This window comes from Aquimarina sp. AU474, from assembly GCF_900312815.1.
Classification (GTDB): domain Bacteria; phylum Bacteroidota; class Bacteroidia; order Flavobacteriales; family Flavobacteriaceae; genus Aquimarina.
Genome location: NZ_OMPE01000004.1, coordinates 59616 through 78370 on the forward strand (window position 1 = coordinate 59616; position 18755 = coordinate 78370).

19 protein-coding genes are annotated in these 18755 nt (G+C 32.2%); 7 read left to right on the forward strand and 12 right to left on the reverse strand.

Translation table 11 applies throughout. The annotated features are described in order from the left end of the window. Positions 1-13: 13 nt before the first annotated feature. The gene (locus tag DK508_RS01565; RefSeq protein WP_109298987.1) at positions 14-706 is read right to left on the reverse strand and encodes a family 16 glycoside hydrolase; all 693 of its coding nucleotides are present in this window, start codon (positions 704-706) and stop codon (positions 14-16) included. A 19-nt stretch (positions 707-725) separates the two neighbouring features. Further along, on the reverse strand, positions 726-3047 hold the full coding sequence (locus tag DK508_RS01570; RefSeq protein ID WP_109298988.1) for a TonB-dependent receptor domain-containing protein: 2322 nt from the start codon (positions 3045-3047) through the stop codon (positions 726-728). Between the two features lie 265 nt (positions 3048-3312). Here DK508_RS01570 and DK508_RS01575 point away from each other — a divergent pair, with 265 nt between their 5' ends. From DK508_RS01575 to DK508_RS01595, 5 genes are all read left to right on the forward strand, one after another. Continuing rightward, entirely contained in the window at positions 3313-4317 is a 1005-nt protein-coding gene (locus DK508_RS01575) for a glycosyltransferase family 2 protein (RefSeq protein WP_109298989.1), read from the forward strand. A 5-nt stretch (positions 4318-4322) separates the two neighbouring features. Next, on the forward strand, positions 4323-5282 hold the full coding sequence (locus tag DK508_RS01580) for a CdaR family protein (protein ID WP_109298990.1): 960 nt from the start codon (positions 4323-4325) through the stop codon (positions 5280-5282). Between the two features lie 12 nt (positions 5283-5294). Beyond that, positions 5295-5873: a dephospho-CoA kinase gene (gene coaE / locus DK508_RS01585; protein ID WP_109298991.1), complete on the forward strand. Its 579-nt coding sequence runs from the start codon at positions 5295-5297 to the stop codon at positions 5871-5873. 84 nt (positions 5874-5957) lie between these two features. Next, entirely contained in the window at positions 5958-7523 is a 1566-nt protein-coding gene (locus tag DK508_RS01590; RefSeq protein WP_109298992.1) for a sensor histidine kinase KdpD, read from the forward strand. 3 nt (positions 7524-7526) lie between these two features. Beyond that, on the forward strand, positions 7527-8240 hold the full coding sequence (locus tag DK508_RS01595; RefSeq protein ID WP_109298993.1) for a response regulator transcription factor: 714 nt from the start codon (positions 7527-7529) through the stop codon (positions 8238-8240). A gap of 46 nt (positions 8241-8286) precedes the next feature. Here the strand turns inward: DK508_RS01595 and miaA are convergent, their stop codons facing one another. From miaA to DK508_RS01630, 7 genes are all read right to left on the reverse strand, one after another. Continuing rightward, positions 8287-9192 carry a tRNA (adenosine(37)-N6)-dimethylallyltransferase MiaA gene (miaA, locus tag DK508_RS01600; protein ID WP_109298994.1) on the reverse strand — a complete coding sequence of 302 codons (906 nt, stop codon included), beginning with the start codon at positions 9190-9192 and terminating at the stop codon, positions 8287-8289. Continuing rightward, the gene (locus DK508_RS01605) at positions 9185-10015 is read right to left on the reverse strand and encodes an ion transporter (protein WP_109298995.1); all 831 of its coding nucleotides are present in this window, start codon (positions 10013-10015) and stop codon (positions 9185-9187) included. The genes miaA and DK508_RS01605 overlap by 8 nt, the downstream gene beginning before the upstream one ends. A gap of 39 nt (positions 10016-10054) precedes the next feature. Further along, positions 10055-11425, reverse strand: a complete 1371-nt coding sequence (locus DK508_RS01610; RefSeq protein ID WP_109298996.1) for an exonuclease domain-containing protein — start codon at positions 11423-11425, stop codon at positions 10055-10057. Positions 11426-11580: 155 nt separating this feature from the next. Then, a complete protein-coding gene (locus DK508_RS01615; protein WP_109298997.1) occupies positions 11581-12243 on the reverse strand; it encodes a YggS family pyridoxal phosphate-dependent enzyme in 663 nt (220 codons plus the stop codon). A gap of 100 nt (positions 12244-12343) precedes the next feature. Continuing rightward, positions 12344-13582, reverse strand: a complete 1239-nt coding sequence (locus DK508_RS01620) for a DUF1015 domain-containing protein (RefSeq protein ID WP_109298998.1) — start codon at positions 13580-13582, stop codon at positions 12344-12346. Between the two features lie 48 nt (positions 13583-13630). Then, entirely contained in the window at positions 13631-14518 is an 888-nt protein-coding gene (locus tag DK508_RS01625; protein ID WP_109298999.1) for a 3-hydroxybutyryl-CoA dehydrogenase, read from the reverse strand. 37 nt (positions 14519-14555) lie between these two features. Next, positions 14556-15521 (reverse strand): Gfo/Idh/MocA family protein, encoded by a 966-nt coding sequence (locus tag DK508_RS01630; protein WP_109299000.1) that lies wholly within the window; start codon positions 15519-15521, stop codon positions 14556-14558. Between the two features lie 229 nt (positions 15522-15750). Between DK508_RS01630 and DK508_RS01635 the strand changes: the two genes are divergently transcribed. Beyond that, complete coding sequence (locus DK508_RS01635) at positions 15751-16392, forward strand: protein-L-isoaspartate(D-aspartate) O-methyltransferase (protein WP_109299001.1); 642 nt, start codon at positions 15751-15753, stop codon at positions 16390-16392. Between the two features lie 6 nt (positions 16393-16398). Here DK508_RS01635 and smpB read toward each other — a convergent pair whose 3' ends face one another. Both smpB and DK508_RS01645 read right to left on the reverse strand, forming a co-directional pair. After that, the gene (gene smpB / locus DK508_RS01640) at positions 16399-16857 is read right to left on the reverse strand and encodes an SsrA-binding protein SmpB (protein ID WP_109299002.1); all 459 of its coding nucleotides are present in this window, start codon (positions 16855-16857) and stop codon (positions 16399-16401) included. Positions 16858-16936: 79 nt separating this feature from the next. Next, complete coding sequence (locus DK508_RS01645) at positions 16937-17293, reverse strand: DUF3887 domain-containing protein (protein WP_109299003.1); 357 nt, start codon at positions 17291-17293, stop codon at positions 16937-16939. Between the two features lie 198 nt (positions 17294-17491). Here DK508_RS01645 and DK508_RS01650 point away from each other — a divergent pair, with 198 nt between their 5' ends. Then, positions 17492-18244, forward strand: a complete 753-nt coding sequence (locus DK508_RS01650; RefSeq protein WP_235016242.1) for a DUF6503 family protein — start codon at positions 17492-17494, stop codon at positions 18242-18244. On the opposite strand, the gene DK508_RS01655 is transcribed toward DK508_RS01650, so the two are convergent. After that, positions 18241-18750, reverse strand: a complete 510-nt coding sequence (locus tag DK508_RS01655) for a histidine phosphatase family protein (RefSeq protein ID WP_160114518.1) — start codon at positions 18748-18750, stop codon at positions 18241-18243. The genes DK508_RS01650 and DK508_RS01655 overlap by 4 nt on opposite strands. Between the last annotated feature and the right edge of the window lie 5 nt (positions 18751-18755).

The window sequence follows — 18755 nt, forward strand, 5'->3', positions numbered from 1 at the left end:
GGTAAGTTACATTTTATTGATAAGAAATAACAATGTCTTTTATTGCAGCTTTAGCTAAAATTGGTTTATCTCCTGTGGTACCGCTAATTCTAAATATAAGGTGTCCTTCTGTTAATGGTTCGCAATCCTGAACATCAAAAATTAAATCGTTATTAAGTTTGAACCATAGGCGTGTCCCTTTTTTACCTATTTCTACATCGTACCATTTTCCTATGTCTACAATGTTTTTGGGTAAATTTTGATAAAAACCTCTTGAATGAGGAGACAGGTTTTTGAAAAAAAAGGGTTTGTTTCCATGTGATTTGTTGTTAAAAGTGAGATTATAGTGTTTTAAACCACTGCGCCATTGCCATATCTTTTCTGGCGATATATCATTTTTTGGAATGCTTAGTTTATTAGAGTAGTTCCGTTCAGAAACAGAGAATAAGGTAATCAGAACTGTTGATTTTGAGATAGCTTTTATCTTATAACTAATTGTATAATCTCCTTTATATCTTTTTTTGCTTATTAGAAAATAACCATCAGAACCATCTGTTTCCTCTAGAATAAGAGCATCATTTTTTATAGTACGTTTGCCTTTATCTAAGGTTTGCCAAGTATAAAGTTCTTGCGGAGTAATTTTTTCTGTTTTTTTCGTTTTTTGACTATAACTTATAAACGAAATAAATAGTAATGTGAATACTACATTGTTTTTCTTTGTTTTCATTTTTTTGTTTTTAAATTATTTAATCTCGAGCTCCACTATGTTCATAGTCTCGTTCTTTTCGACTTCTCGTTTTTCCTTTATTTTGAAATAATTTGTAATTCATACTAAATAAAAATCCAAAGGTTTGAGATTGAAATTTCCAAACTTCATTTTGAGTTACTTCTTGATTTATAGTAGTACGATGCATCAGGTTATTATCAAAAACATCAATTACCCTAAGGGTAGTTGTTAATTTGTTGTTTAATAGTTTTAATCGCACGGCCCAGTCAAAACGATTTCTAGGGGCTATATAATGAAAGATATTTTGATTTTTGGGTGTGTGCCTATAGGTGATATCAGTACTGATATTGTTGGTTATTTTAAATGTATTTTTTAATATTACATTTGAAGAATATAATCGATCCCAAGCAAGGTAAATATCTTGATCAATAGTAGTGAGGTAGTAATTGGCCGAGAATTGAGTATTCCAAAACGAAGCAATTTTGTAATTAATGTCTGTTTCAACTCCATAAGATTTTTTCTTACCGATATTATCAAAACTAATTCTTTGTACCCCGTCATTATTAATATCACGTAACCATTCTATCACATTAGTTCGGTCTCTATAAAAGATAGAGGCAGAGGTACTAAATTTGTTCTTGTTGTATAGATAATTCGCTTCAATATTAGTGCTAAATTCTGGTTCTAAATTGGGGTTTGCAGTCCATTGAAAATATTGATTTCCTAATTGAAAAGGGTTTATATGATGAAAATTAGGTCTAGAAACTCGCCTGCTGTAGCCAATATTTACGGTATGATAATTATCGATTTTATATCCAATATGAACCGATGGAAAAAAGTTTGAAAATTTTTGATCTGTAGTTTGATCGTTTAAAGTATTATCCGACTTAGAAACAAAATGTTCATAACGTAAACCTAGTTGCAAATTCAATTTTTTGACATTGAATTGCGTCAGCGCATATAATCCAAAAAGTACTTCATGGTAATTAAAAACATTATTAGTGGCTGTAGCTTGTGCAGGGTTTATTAAGCGATAACTTTTAAGGGTTCTATCGTTCCATGAAAACCCTGTTTCAATTTTAGCTTTACTTCCTAGGGGTAGTGTATAATCTGTTGCCAGAGCTTGAAGTGTGTTTTTATTGTCGTTTTCTTCATCAAAAAGAAAAATACTTTCTTCAAAATCTGAAGCAGGAAGTATGTTTTTGTTTTTTGTAAGATTATAATCAAACTCGATAAAGTGTTCTTCTTTCTTGAAATTAGTTCGATAGTTTGCTGTGAGACTCGTTGTTTTGTGTGTATGCGATGAGTTTCGGGTATATGTATAATCTTCTCTGTCGGTTATATTAGAGTAAAATGTATTATTGTAAAAACTGTGATAATCATTAGTGTGGTCAAAGTCCAAAGAAAATTCATTCATAGAATTAATGAATACATCAACTCCTAGGATTACTTTTTTTACTATACCATTAAAATCATGTGGAGCAAAAAAATCTCTTGTGTTTCCATTTAGATACCGTTGATTGATAGTTTGCTTACTATCCATTTCTCGCCCTGCTTGCGAGGCATTCCATCTTAGATTTACGGGCGCAAAATTATAATTGCCATCTATACCGTAGTTATATCTTTTGGTACCTACTCCAGCATTTAGAGAAAGGTTAAGCCCATGGGATGCATTTTTTTTAAGAATTATATTAATGATTCCAGAGAGTCCATCTGCCTGGTTTTTTACAGAAGGGGAAGTTATAACTTCTACTTTTTGAACGGATGATGCAGGAATTTGTGCTAACAATTCGTTAGGGTTTAAAGCTGATGGTTTACCATTAATGAGTAATCGCACATTGCCACTACCACGTAAGGAAAGAGTTCCTGTTCCTAAATCAGTTTGAATTTCAGAAACCTGGTCAAAAGCCTCTAGAACTGTTGCTCCAGATTGTTGTAGATCCGCTCCCAGATTAATTATTTTTCGATCGATTTTAAGTTGTGTAGTTGTACGCTCTGCCTGTATCATTACTTCTTCTAAGTTCTGGGTAGCAGTTTTTAAAAGAATAATTAAGTTTCTAGGGTCTTTAATTTCAGTTGTTTTTAAAACAAATGTTTCACTTGCAATAAAACTAAACTCTAGATGGGTGATTTCTTTTTTTGTGGTCAGTTCAAATTTTCCAGAATTGTTGGTTGAGGTGCCTTCAACAAATTCTCCGTTGTAATATGCAGTAACTGTTGCAAGATTAATAACTTTTTGTGAGTCATTATCTTTTACAATACCCATATAAATTTGACTTTGTTGAGATAGTGCAATCATAGTCCCGATAAAAAAAAAGTATACAAAAAATGTTCTTCGCATCGATATTAGGTTTGATACCAAATGTGATATGATTTGCTGGAACCTGAAATTTTATTCTGTTAACAGGCTTATTTAATCTGTTAACGTTCCTCGGATTGAAGAAAAACCAATACTAATACCGTGTATTGTATGATTTCATATTTGTAATCGAAATAATCGCTGATAATAATAGAGTGAAAAAAGAATATGAGTTTTATTCTAAAAACTATTAATCTGGTTATAAGATTACAGATAAGAAAAAGAATAGATTAACTACCTTTACGCCATGCAAATAAGTTATTCTTTTATTATACCTGTTTATAACAGGCCAAATGAAATCGATGAGTTGCTACAAAGCATGGTAGCAATGGATTTTACAAATACCTATGAAGTTGTAATTATAGAAGATGGATCATCTGATACTTCAGAAGATGTAGTAAAAGCCTATAGGGATCGTTTGTCTATAAGCTATTATCAAAAACCCAATACTGGGCCTGGAGATTCTCGAAATTATGGAATGAAGAAGGCAAAAGGGAATTACTTTATTATTTTAGATAGTGATGTAATACTGCCAAACGATTATTTATCTCAAGTTGATAATTATTTGTCAAAAAGTTTTGTTCATTGTTTTGGAGGGCCTGATGATGCGCACCATAGTTTTTCTAATTTACAAAAAGCGATAAGCTATAGTATGACTTCATATTTAACAACAGGAGGAATTCGAGGTCGTAAGAAAACAATGGGTAAATTTCAACCTAGAAGTTTTAATATGGGATTGTCTAAAGAAGCTTTTGAAGCTTCAAAGGGTTTTGGGAATATACACCCTGGAGAAGATCCTGATTTGACCATAAGATTATGGGAATTGGGGTACAATACAACACTAATACCCAATGCAAAAGTATTTCATAAAAGAAGAATTTCTTGGAAAAAATTTTATATTCAGGTAAATAAATTTGGGTTAGTAAGACCAATATTGAATCGCTGGCATCCCGAAACAGCAAAGCTTACCTATTGGTTTCCTACTATGTTTTTGATATATACTTTATTTTCATTAATAACAGCGGTTCTTGGATGGTGGTATTTTATCGCATTATTAAGTGTGTATTTTGTTTTCATTTTTGCGGGAGCATTAATAATGTTCAAAAACCTTTCTATAGCAATACAGGCTATTTTGGCGGTGTGGATTCAATTTTACGGGTACGGAACAGGATTCCTAAAATCTTATTATTATATTCATCTTCAGAAAAAGACCCCTGAAAAGCAGTTTAAGGCATTATTTTTTTCAAAGTAATTGTTATGTCAAGTAGAAAAAAGAAGAATTTTTCATTTAAAAAAAGTAATGTAAAGACCTTTGTCTTTTTTTTAGTATTCACTTCTTTATTATGGTTGTTTATTCAGTTTTCAAAGAACTATACAAAAGAAGTAGAAGTAGGGATTCGATATACCAATCTTCCAAGTGATAAGATTTTTAATGAAGATAGTGACAGAACGTTGAGAATGACTCTTAATGGAAACGGTTTTAGGTTATTGAATCATGATTGGAAAAAACCGCTATTGGACTTTAATGTAGAAGATGCTGTTTTTAATAATGAAGATCAATATTTTTTTTATGTTGATAAAGAGTCTTCGATATTGAAAAGTAAATTAGATTTTAAAGGCCGAGTTTTGGCAATCCAAAAAGATACTGTAAAACTAAAATTGGATGCTAATTTAGAAAAGAAAGTACCCGTTATGATTGAAGAAGATATTCAATATGCAATAGGGTATGGTAGCGATAAAGGCTTGGTTGTAACTCCGGATTCTGTTTTCGTAAGCGGACCTTCTCAAATTATAGATACTATACAAAGTGTAGGAACAGAATCTTTAAATTTAGAAGGGCTTAATCTGGATTACAAAGCCAAATTGAATATAAATGCAGAAAAATTGCCTTCGGCTATTACTGTCATGCCTCAAAAAGTTGATGCACATATCATAGTAAGTAAATTTACTGAAGGAAGTCAGAAAATCCCAATAACATTGAACAATGTTCCAGAGGGAATACAAATCAAAATCTTTCCAAAAGAAATATCAGTAGTCTACAGGGTTGGATTGGATAGATATAATGAGATAAATGAGAGAGATTTTAGAATAGTTGCAGATTATGCTAAGGCTTCTGAAGAGAGTTCTTTTCTTACTCTAGAACTTACAGATCGGCCGGCATCTATACATGATGTTAGACTTCAGGAAAAACAAGTACAATTTGTGGTTTTAAAATAAAAACGAGAATACATGAAAGTGGTTGGCCTTACAGGAGGTATCGGAAGTGGAAAATCTACAATAGCAAAAATGTTTGAACATTTGGGTGTCGCTGTATACATAGCAGATGATGAAGCTAAAGAGCTTATGAATACGGATAGGAGTATTAGAAATCAAATCATTTCTTTATTGGGAGAAGAATCGTATCGTGATGGTGTGCTAAATAGGCCATTTATCGCTAATGTGGTTTTTAATGATAAATCAAAATTAGAAAAGCTTAACGCTATTGTTCATCCGGCTGTAGGTCGTCATTTCGAAAACTGGAAAAGCAAACAGGTAGGAGGATATGTGATAAAAGAAGTCGCTATTTTATTCGAAAATGACGGTCATAAACAATGTGATTACACGATTCTTGTTGTTGCACCATTAGAATTAAGGATATCCAGAGTGCTTGCTAGAGACAAAACCACAAGAGAGCAAGTGCTTTCTAGGGCAGACAATCAATGGGATGATGATCAAAAAACACCGTTGGCTGATTTTGTAATACATAATATGGATCTCGAAGATTCTGAAAAACAGGTATATAAAATTCATCAACAAATAACTTCCTAATTCTCTTGTAATCCGAATCTTTCATTTTGTTAACATTTGGTTAAACCGTAAAGTAGCTAAATGTTAAAGTCTTACTTTTGATTTATGAATAAACGGTTATTCGTATTGCTGATAATCCTTATGAGTTTATCGCTAATTGGGATTATTTTCGTTCAGGGATATTGGATTAATAACACAGTTGAAAATAATGAAGAGCAGTTTTCTTTTAATGCTAAACAGATTCTAATTTCTGTATCCAATGGGATTCAGTATAGAGAATTTGAAGAAATGTTTTTTCCATTACGGGAAATTCTTGATAGTATAGAAGAGCCAGATAATAAAACGATTAGACAGCTTTTGAATATTAGTATTGATAATACTACTAGGTCGTTTGCATATGCAAATGATATATTAGAAGAAGATTCTAAATTGTTCTCTTCGTTTATTAACTTCAACATAGATACGGTTAAATTAAAGAACATTTTAAATCGTAATGTTGATAATACGATTGAGGAGACTAAAAGTAGCTCGAAACTTGGTACTAAGTCTAAACTTGAACGAAGAATAGAAGGATTAACAGATCTCCAAAGGAAGGATTATGAGATAGTAATTGGAGAGATAGCGAGTTTTATACCGATACATCGAAGAGTTCGTAAGAAAGAGATTGAATATTTTCTTAAAAAAGAACTTGAAGAAAGAGATATAAAAGTAGGTTTTGAATATGCTATTTATAGCAAGACATTATCTACAAAAGTACGTTCTGACGATTTTAATTTGGATCATCCTGCCACATATGCAATACCATTGTTTGTGGACGATCAGGGTGCTAGTGAATATCAATTGCTGGTCAATTTCACAGGGAAAAAGCAGTATGTATTGTCTACTATTAAAGGAATGGCAATACTGTCGATAATTTTTACTCTAATTATTGTAGTTGCTTATTCTAGTGCACTATCACAGTTGATGCAACAAAGGCAGATATCGCAAATTAAAACCGATTTTATTAATAATATGACGCATGAGTTAAAAACGCCTATTGCAACTATCAATTTAGCTTTGGATTCTATTAAAAATCCCAAAATAGAAGGAGATAAAGAAAAGGTGCAACGGTATATGAATATGATTCGTGAGGAAAATAAAAGAATGCACGCTCAAGTAGAAAATGTATTAAGAATATCGCAATTAGAGAAAAATGAGCTTAATATTAAAAAAGAAAGACAAGAGCTGCATGATATTATAGAAGATGCAGTTACACATGTTTCTTTAATTGTAGAAAATAGATATGGGTATGTAAAAACGCATTTGGGAGCACTTAAGACGACAATACTGGCTAATGATAGTCATATGACCAATGTTGTAGTAAATGTTTTGGATAATGCAATTAAATATTCGGAGGAAGAACCGAAAATTGATATATATACCGAAAATGTAAAAAATAGTATTGTCCTTAAAATTCGTGATCAAGGAATTGGTATGAGCAAAGTGGCGCAAAAAAAGATTTTCGAAAAATTCTTTAGAGAACATACAGGAGATCTTCACAATGTAAAAGGTCATGGATTAGGATTAACATATGTAAAAAGAATAATAGACGACCATCATGGTCAGATATGGGTGGAGACTGAAAGGGGAAAGGGCTCTACATTTATCATTAAATTACCGTTAATATCATAAAATATGGAAACAGAAAACAAAAAGATTTTGCTTGTAGAAGATGATCCGAACTTTGGAACAGTATTAAAGGATTATCTAGTAATGAATGATTATGATGTTGTGCATGCTAAAAATGGTATGGAAGGCTTCGAAAAATTCAAAAAGGATGATTACGATATGTGTATTCTAGATGTAATGATGCCATATAAGGATGGATTTACTTTGGCAAAAGAAATCAGAGATAAAAATGAAGAAATCCCAATCATCTTTTTGACAGCAAAAGCAATGAAAGAAGATGTCCTTAAGGGATACAAGGTTGGTGCAGATGACTATCTTAATAAGCCTTTTGATAGTGAAGTATTACTTATGAAAATACAGGCTATCATGCAACGTAAAAGTACAGAGTCTGTTGCCGACAGTAAGCAATTTGAATTTAAAATAGGAGGGTTTCATTTAAACTCTAAACTTAGGTTCTTAACCTATAATGAAGAAGATCCTATTAAATTATCTCCTAAAGAAAATGAATTACTTCGTTTATTAGCATTACATCTTAATGATTTAATGCCGAGAGAATTAGCTTTAACAAAAATATGGAGAGATGATAATTATTTTACATCGCGAAGTATGGATGTTTATATTGCTAAGTTGAGAAAATACCTTAAGAAAGACGAGAATGTAGAAATTCTTAACATTCATGGTGAAGGGTTTAGACTCGTGGTACGCGGAGAAGAAGCTTAAAATATATAACGGTAAATAAATTTTAAATAACACACTGTAATCTAGGTTATAGTGTGTTTTGGGTTATATGATCGATAACGTTATCAATGTTCTCTAGATAATCAAACCATTGTATTGTTTCATCTTTTCTAAACCAGGTAAGTTGTCTTTTGGCAAAGCGTCGAGTATTTTTTTTGATTTCTGAAATGGCAAAATCAAGTTCCCATTCGTTATCTAGATAGTTAAATATTTCTTTGTATCCAACCGTATTTAGAGCATTTAATTTTCTGTGTGTATACAGAGATTCAGCCTCTTCGGTTAGCCCTTTTTCAACCATAATATCCACACGCTGGTTGATACGATTATAAATGATTTCACGATCCGCAGTGATTCCAATTTTTATAACATTAAAAGGTCTTGTTTTTTTAGAAGAAGTGATAAAAGAAGAATAAGGCTTACCACTACTCATAGATACTTCTATCGCTCGCATAACCCTATGAGTGTTTTGTAGATCTACTGTGGCATAATATTCGGGATCTAAGACTTTAAGTTGTTCTTGTAGGTGAAGAATACCTTTGTTTTGATATTCTAGTTGTAATTTCTCTCGTATATTTACGTCAATTTCTGGGAAATAATCTAACCCTCTAGTTACCGCATCTACATATAATCCAGATCCTCCGACAAGAACAGCGTATTTATGATTTGCAAAAAGTGTATCGAGTTTCTTTAAAGCATCTTTTTCAAAATCTCCAACATTATATACGTCATGAATACTTTTGTGTTGAATAAAATGATGGGTAGCTTGATCTAATTCTTCTTTTGAAGGAGGTGCGGTTCCAATATCCATCTCTTTGAAAAATTGCCTGCTATCTGCTGATACAATTTCACAATTAAAATGCTTAGCTAATTTAATACTTAGATTAGTTTTACCAATTGCAGTTGGTCCAATTACGACTATGAGATTGTTATTCATTGTTTAGATCTTCTCCACATTTATGACAAAATTTAGCTTCATCAGAATGTTTACCCTCATTACAATTACTGCAGGATTGCGTATTGAGGTGCACTTTTTTTATCTGATGCGTATATTCTGCACTTACGATACCGGTTGGCACGGCTATGATGCCATACCCCATAATCATAATAATAGCTGCAAGAAACTGTCCTAAAGGTGTTACAGGTGCGATATCTCCATACCCTACTGTTGTTAAGGTTACAATGCACCAATATACGCTAATAGGAATACTTTTAAAACCACTTTCTTCTCCTTCAATAATATACATTACTGTACCCATTATGATACAAAGAACTACTACGGCAAATAAAAACACCAATATTTTTGCACGGCTATCTCTAATAGCTTTGCCCAATTTATTAGATTCACCAATGTAACGTGATATTTTTAAAATTCTAAATACTCGAAGTAATCTCAATGCGCGTACCGTTAATAAAGCACTTGAGCCAGCAATGAAAAATGATAAGTATAGAGGGAGTGTGGATAATAAATCAATTATTCCATAAAAACTAAAAATATAAGAAGTTGGTTTTTTTATAGATATGATACGAGCGATATATTCAAAAGTAAAGAATATAGTAATTACCCATTCTGCATAGTAGAGTAATTCATATGCTCTAATTGGTAACCCTTTAACACTTTCAAGCATTACGAAAATTATACTCAATACGATGAGTATGAGTAGTATAACATCAAATACTTTCCCTACAGGAGTATCTGCCTCATAAATGATATCATGTAATCGATTTTTCCAGCTTTTATGATATGAACTTTTTGTCAAATTTTATGATTTTGATTAAAAATACTAAAACTTTGAAAATTAATTTTTGGGAATGGGAACAATTTTTATCTTTTTATTTTGGCGAATATAACTTTGAATAATGTGTTGAGCATCCCTATTGTGATTCATAGGAGTTATAATAGATCGCAAGATTTCAATATTATTTATTTGATGATTTAGATTGAAGTAACCAATTCCTTTAAATTTTCCTTGTTCGACCAAAATGACACCTTGTTCGTCAACATCTCTACCTCTGTCAATAATAAGCATGTCCTGATTTTCGAACGAGTTTTGATGGATAAGGTCTTGCACTCTTGTATTATATTCTTCTGCCTTTTCTGTAAGAATGCAGGCGCCATAACATTGTTTAATTGTATAGCTAAAACAATTGCCATCACCTTTTTCTAGACCTATTAATTTTTGGCACAAATTATATTCTTCGGCCCATCGATGCATATAGCTTTTTGCTTGTTGCCGGTTGGTAAAAGTGGTAATACTATGATTGCTGTTATTTGCTTTACTAACCTTTAAGTTTATATAGCCATTATCGTCTGTAAATCGATATAGAGCTTGATCAAATTTTGTTTTTCTTAATGCTCTGTTGTATTTCGGTTTATTAAGTTTTATTTCTTCGTTTTCCTTTAATAAGGCAAATAATTCACTTCCCGTTATTTCATAGGTAATAGTTACTACTTCTTCTTGGATCTTTCGAGATTTTTTATTGTCGTTTGTGAAATGTTGATTTAAACGTTTTTTAATATTTTTACTTTTACCAATATATATAATAGTCCCGTCTTCTTTGTGTATGTAATATACTCCAGTTGCAATGGGCGCTTGTTCCATTAGTTTAAGTAACTTGTCATCAATTTGTTTTTTTGGATCTGCTTTAACGGTCTCTGTGATAATTTCTTTTTCGAGATCTTTACTCAATAACAATTTAAAAAGTTTTACTGTAGCTTGTGCATCACCATTAGCGCGATGACGATCGGATAACGGAATCCCAAGTCCGCGTACAAGTTTTCCTAAACTATATGATGGTTGATCAGGAATTAATTTTTTAGATAACTCTACAGTACACAGAGAATATCTTTCAAAATCAAAACCTAACCTAGAAAATTCAGTTCTTAAAATACGATAATCAAAACTAGCGTTGTGAGCAACAATTACACAATCTGATGTAATTTCAACAATCCTCTTAGCCACCTCAAAAAATTTAGGAGCGTTGCGTAGCATATTATTGTTGATTCCGGTGAGATTAGCAACAAAAGGTTGTATCGGCCGTTCAGGATTGATTAGGCTTATAAACTGATCTACAACTTTAAAGCCATCAAATTTATATATTGCAATTTCGGTAATCCCTTCTTCATTATACTTGCCGCCGGTAGTTTCTATATCTAAAATTGCATACATATTAATCTGTAGTAGGTATTCTGTAGAAGTTAGTAAATGGCATTATAATGTATTTCTTTGATTAATTAATAATCTTTAGTGTTTCTTTCAAATATAGTGGTTAAATATTAATAAGTAAAAGGCATCACTTTCTGGGTGCCATTATTAACGAATAACTAGTTGTAATTTCTTGCACCAAAGATAGAACTTCCTATTCTAACCATTGTGCTGCCCGAATTAATGGCTGTTTTGTAATCGCCACTCATTCCTATAGAGAGCGTTTTAAACTCAGGAAACTGTGGTTTTAATTCTTCAAATAACCTTCTTACAATGCTAAACTCATTTTGTATCTGTTCGTGGTTATCAGTAAAAGTAGCCATCCCCATAAGACCTTGGATGTGGATATTTGAAAGATTTTGTAATTCTTCAGAATTTAATAAATCGATGGTATCCTTCTCGTTTAATCCAAATTTACTTTCTTCTTCTGCAATTTTTATTTGAAGAAGACAGTTAATTACTCGATTGTGTTTTTGAGCTTGTTTATTTATTTCTTTTAACAACTTTATACTATCTACAGCATGTATGAGGTTTACAAAAGGTGCCATGTATTTCACTTTATTAGTTTGTACATGACCAATCATATGCCATTCAATATCTTTTGGCATATGTTCCCATTTCTCTGCCATTTCCTGAATTTTATTTTCTCCAAAAATTCGTTGACCAGCATTGTAGGCTTTCATTAATTCATCAATGGGCTTAGTTTTGGAAACAGCTACTAGGGTTACACCTTCGGGAATTGTTGTTCTTATATTTTGAAGGTTTATTTCAATATCATTCATAGTGTGCAAAGATATCTAAATTCCTTTAAGCGCGAAGTATAGTTTTTTTGCTAATATAGAGTTGTATTCCAAAGGAAGAAGTAATAGTTTAATGAGGTTCTTAAAATTCATATATCGTAATACCACTTCTTAATTTTGGTTCTATATACGTACTTTTTGGAGGCATTTTTAAACCTTCATCGGCAATCTTTTTCATTTGCTCAACAGAAGCGGGGAACAAACCGAAACCTACGTCGTACTCCTTATTATCTACTCTACTTTTTACGGAAATAATATCATTTTTACCGTGGGAGTATTCTATGCGCGTATCTGTACGAAGATCATGTATCCCCAATATTGGTTTTAATACTGTTTTATATAGAATTTGCGCATCTAACTCATCTAATGCATCACTAAATTGATAACTCGTTTTTCTAAGGTATAAAGAATAAAACTCACCATCCAAATACATGCTAAAATGATGAGGTTTCGAAGGTTTATATGCTTCAATTCCTCTATTTTCTATACGAAACCATTCGTCAAGCCGAATTAGGAACTCTTCTTTAGTAAGTCCGTTAAGGTCTTTGATCAAGCGATTAAACTCATAAATCCTCAAATCAGATTCTGGGATGAGGTAACTCATAAAAAAGTTATAAGATTCATCTCCTTTATGATTAGAATCGTTCTCTTTGAGATCTTTAGCCAGGAGGCAAGAAGAAGCAGAACGATGATGACCGTCTGCAATATAGATAGTCTCTATTGATGAAAATGCTTCTTTTAGTTCTGTAATTAATTTGGGGTCATCTACTTTCCATAGATAATGCGTATCACGATACGTAGATGTAAATTCATATTCAGCTCTATTTTCTGTCATTTTAGAAACTATCTCCGATATAGCATCATTATCTGGATAAGTGAGTAAAACTGGTTCAGCATTAAACCCGACAGTTTTTAGATACTCCTTGAATGTGTTTTCACGATGTTTGATAGTATCTTCATGTATCTTTATAATATTGTTTTCATAATCCTCTGCACTGGCTGCGGCTACAATTCCAGAAAACGATTCATGTTCGCGATTAACAATTTTATATACATAATAACAAGGATCGTTATCTTGAATGAAAATTTCATCTTCTTTAAATTCTAAGTATCGATTGCGAACCAATTTATACCGCTCCTCGCCAGAAATTTCCTTATGATATTTATAACCAGGATTAACAATATGGAGGAAAGAGTAGGGGTTGTAATCCATCCTAGAATCACGTTCGTTATCGGTATAACTTTGATAAGATCGAGAAGCCACCAAACTTACTTTATCTCTTGTTGGTCGAACTGCTCTAAACGGATGGATTTTTGCCATAGTCGATAATTAGTTTTTTAATGTATATGAAACACAAATAAGATAATTTTAAGCAAATTGATTGGCTACCTTCTCTGCCTTTCTACTTTCAGAATAATCGTAGAACCCTTCTCCGCTTTTTACACCAAGTTTACCGGCCATAACCATATTTACTAATAATGGGCAAGGTGCGTATTTAGGATTTTTAAATCCTTCATACATCACATTAAGAATAGATAAGCAAACATCAAGACCAATAAAATCTGCTAGTTGTAATGGTCCCATAGGGTGAGCCATTCCAAGTTTCATAACTGTATCTATTTCGTTTACTCCAGCAACACCATTATATAATGTTTCTATAGATTCATTAATCATGGGCATTAATATTCTATTTGCCACAAATCCTGGATAGTCATTCACTTCAACAGGTATTTTACCAAGTTGTTTAGAAATGTCCATGATTGTATTCGTAACTTCATCAGAAGTATTGTAACCTCTTATGATTTCTACCAATTTCATGATAGGCACTGGATTCATAAAATGCATACCAATAACCATATCTGGCCTATTAGTTACTGCAGCTATTTGCGTAATAGATATAGAAGAAGTGTTACTGGCCAAAATTGTGTCCTCAGAACATGCCTCACTTAGTTCTTTGAAAATTTTGAGTTTGAGGTTTATATTTTCGGTCGCAGCTTCGACAACTAGCCCGGCATATTCAACACCTTCTTTAATACTAGTAAATGTAGAGATATTATTTAAGGTTGCTTCTTTGTCAGCTTCGGATATTTTTTCTTTGGCAAGCATCCTGTCCAAATTCTTAGTTATAGTAGCTAATCCTTTGTCTAATGCTTGTTGAGAGACATCGATGAGTTGTACTTTAAAACCTTTTTGGGCAAAAGTATGAGCAATACCATTCCCCATGGTTCCTGCACCGATTACTGCTATATTTTTCATGTAATGTGTATTTTGAGTGTATGTATATGTTTAATTTCTAATGAGCGAAACATTCAATAACCTTTAAGGCTACTTCTAATGCTTTTTTTCCTTGTTTGAGAGAAACGATAGGAGTACTATTGTTATGTATAGCTTGTGCGAAAGTATCCAGTTCATCTAATATAGCGTTGTTACTTGGGACATCTGGATTGTCAAAATAAATTTGTTTTTTAATACCTTCGGCATTTTGCAAAATCATAGCAAAGTCATCTGGTTTTTCTGGAGCATCTTTCATTTTTACAACTTCACATTTTTTCTCAAAGAAATCCACAGAGATATAGGCATCTTTTTGAAAAAACCTGGATTTCCTCATATTTTTAAGAGATATCCTGCTGGCTGTAAGATTTGCAACACATCCGTTGTCAAATTCGATTCGTGCATTTGCAATATCAGGAGTTTCACTAATTACAGAAACACCACTTGCGCTAATGTGTTTTACTTCGGAGTGCACAACACTTAATATAGCGTCTATATCATGAATCATTAAATCTAATACTACAGGAACATCAGTTCCTCTGGGATTGAATTCGGCTAACCTGTGTGACTCAATAAACATAGGGTTGTCTATTTTATCGGCTACGGCTGTATATGCAGGATTAAAACGTTCTACATGACCTACTTGACCTTTAACGTTATAGGTTTGTGCCAGTTTAATTAGTTCTTCAGCTTCAGCTACGGTGTTGGTAATAGGTTTTTCAATAAATACGTGTTTACCAGCTTCTATAGCTTGTTTTGCAACTTCAAAATGTGCAAATGTTGGGGTTACTATATCTACCACATCTACAGCATTAAGCAATTCTTCAATCGAATCAAAAAGTTGATATCCAAATTCTTCGGCGATAGCCTTGGCTTGTGTTGAACTAGCGTCGTAAAAACCAACTAATTCATAATTTTCAGATTGTTCTAAAAGACGTAAATGGATTTTACCAAGGTGTCCCGCACCGAGTACTCCGGCTTTGAGCATAATTCAAGATTTTACACAAAAATAGTATTATTTATAAATTTTAAATCCTAATTATATCTAAAAAGCAAAATTTTAGCTTCAGGTGAAAAAAATAGCATTTTTATTACCTTTTCAGATATTAATAATCCTATTAGATTGAATTTATTTTTTTTAATACATTTTCATGATAAAAAATTTAATCAGATAAAATGTTTATGTAATTTTAGCCTGCCAAATAACCCTTAGAAAAGTGAAAGATACCCTTAGACATGCAGGAAAAAGAAAACAGTTAGTTGATGTGCTGATTCACAAAGGAATCAAGGATAAAACTGTATTATCTGCGATTAATAAAATACCCAGGCATTTATTTATGGATTCAGGCTTTGAAGATCATGCGTATCAGGATAAAGCTTTTCCTATTGCTGCTGATCAAACAATTTCTCAGCCTTACACTGTGGCTTTTCAGACAGAATTATTACAAATTGAAAGAGGAGCTAATATATTAGAGATAGGTACAGGATCGGGATATCAAACAGCAGTATTGTGTGAACTGGGGGCTAAGGTGTATAGTATCGAGCGACAAAAGGAGTTGTTTAAGAAAACAAAATTATTTTTGTCTAAATTAGGATATAGACCAAGACATTTATCTTTTGGTGATGGGTATAAAGGATTAGAAGAGCACGCTCCATATGATGGAGTCATAGTCACTGCGGGTGCTCCTTATGTGCCTAAACCATTATTAGGACAATTAAAAATAAATGGCCGATTAGTAATACCTATTGGTGATGATGTGCAAGTGATGACCCTTTTTATTCGTAAAAGCGAGACTAAGTTTGAAAAACATGAGTTTGGAGAATTTAGATTTGTGCCTCTTTTAGAGGATAAGAATTAAGAGAGTTTACTTGTAATCTTTCTTAATTCGATCGAGTGCTCTTTTGTTATCACGATCTTTTATAGTTTCTCGCTTATCATACGTTTTTTTACCGCGTGCCAGTACGATATCTAGTTTTGCAAGTCCTCGATCATTAATAAATAATCGAGTAGGAATAATTGTTAAACCTGAGTTTTTTACTTCTTTTTCAAGTTTTTTAAGTTCTTTCTTGTTAAGCAATAATTTACGCTCACTTTTGGGTTGATGATTAAAATATGTTGCATGAGAATATTCTTCGACATGCATATTAATTACAAAAAGTTCAGCGTTGTTAAACTCGCAAAAACTTTCGGCAATATTTGCTTTTCCTTCCCGAATGGCTTTAATTTCTGTACCTGCAAGCTTAATTCCGGCAGTGTATTTATCCAGAAACTCATATTCGAATTTGGCTTTGCGATTTAATATGTTGATTTTATTTGGATTCATTTGTAACTATAAAGGCCTACAAAAGTACAAAGCTTTCTTTAAAGAAAGCTTTGAATAAAAAATGAATATTTTAATTTTTTTAAGGCTCCTGAAATTGTATGGTCGAAATTTTACCTTCAGTATTGAGTTGAAGTTCCATTACGAGGCTCATTTTATCAAACTCAGCAGTATAACTATTAATTCCTTCAGCGGTTTCTATAAATGATAAGTTTTTTAAATTACCAAATTGTTCATGACACCCATTTACAAAACGTGTAACTCCTTCTTTGGTCATAGCTTCTTGCATTTCTGGAGTATATAAGTCAAAAATTGCATTGACATTTTGAGAGTTAAAATTTTCCTGAAAAGTTTGAGTCACTTTTTGATATAAAGCTTCATCCTGAGCTATAATTGATTGTAAAGAAAAGCAAAGTAGAAGTAAAAGTATTCGTTTCATAGTATTTTGGTTAGGGGTGTTTCTCAATGCAAAATAATTATCTTTTTTAAAAATTAAAAAAATAGAACTAAAAAAAACATATAATAATTTATAAATGCCAGTATAAAAATCAAATTTATTAATGCTATTAGTTTAACAAAATTGTCACATTTATTGCGGTTATATAGTTTAATTTCGCTGTTTTAATAAGATATAATTATGAAGAGATATTGGTTTTTGTGGATGCCATTTTTTTTAGGTTCTTTTACAATACTTTCGTACCAAATGTCTGTACAGGACATTGTAAATAAGACTATAGAAAAAGCGGGTGGAGTGAAGTATGATAATGCAATGATTCATTTTACATTTAGAGGGAAACAATATCAAAGCACCAGAAACAAAGGGGCATATCAATTAGAAAGATATATTAAGGCATCCGACGGCTTAATCCATGATGTGGTAAGTAATATAGGATTAGAGCGAACTATAGAAAGCTGCACTGTTAAAGTAGTGGATTCTATGGTTACTAAAATAAGTGACGGTGTTAATTCGGTGCATTATTTTGCTGGCTTACCTTATGGGCTTAATGCTGCTGCTGTTCAAAAAGAATTGGTAGGAGAATCATTGATAAAAGGAGTTTCTTACTATAAAATTAAAGTTACTTTTAAACAAGAAGGTGGGGGAACAGATTTTGAAGATGAATTTTTGTATTGGATACACAAAAAAGAATATACAGTTGATTATTTGGCATATAAATATGCTGTTGATGAGGGGGGAATACGTTTTCGAGAGGCCTATAATCCAAGAATAGTGAACGGAATTAGGTTTGTAGATTATAATAATTACAAAACAGACGATTTAACGCTTCCGTTATTTGATTTGGATGGGTTATTTGAAAAAGGAAAACTTAAATTATTGTCAAAAATTGAATTAGAAAATATTTTCGTTCATACCAATGAAGATTGCTGTTAATGTATAGTAAGAACGGTATCGGTTATTGATTTCCCTTTTATCGTGACTATATATAGTTTTCCATATATTTTTTCGTCTATTGCTTGGTATTTATCATATCCCAATATTTTATTTACAAAATACGGAGTTGTATTGCTATGACCAACAATGACCGAAGTCTTTCCTTGTGTCATATTAACGAAATCTTGATTGTTTAGATCCCTAGGGTTATACAATATTATCTCTTTGCCTTGATTTTTAGCAATGGGTTTGGCGGTTTGTCGAGTTCGAGTATAGTCCGTACTAAACACAATGTCTATTTTAGTATCTGCAAGCATTTTTGCCCAACTTGTGGCTCTTAGATTTCCTTCATTCGTTAAGTCAGGATTTCTATTAGAAGGATCGCTTAAATCCTTTTCTGCATGACGTATAAAAAAATATTTCGTTGTTAACTCATTGTTTTCAGTATCCTGCGCAACGCAGGCAAATGAGAAAATAAAAAATAATAAAACTGATAGTAATTTCATAAAAA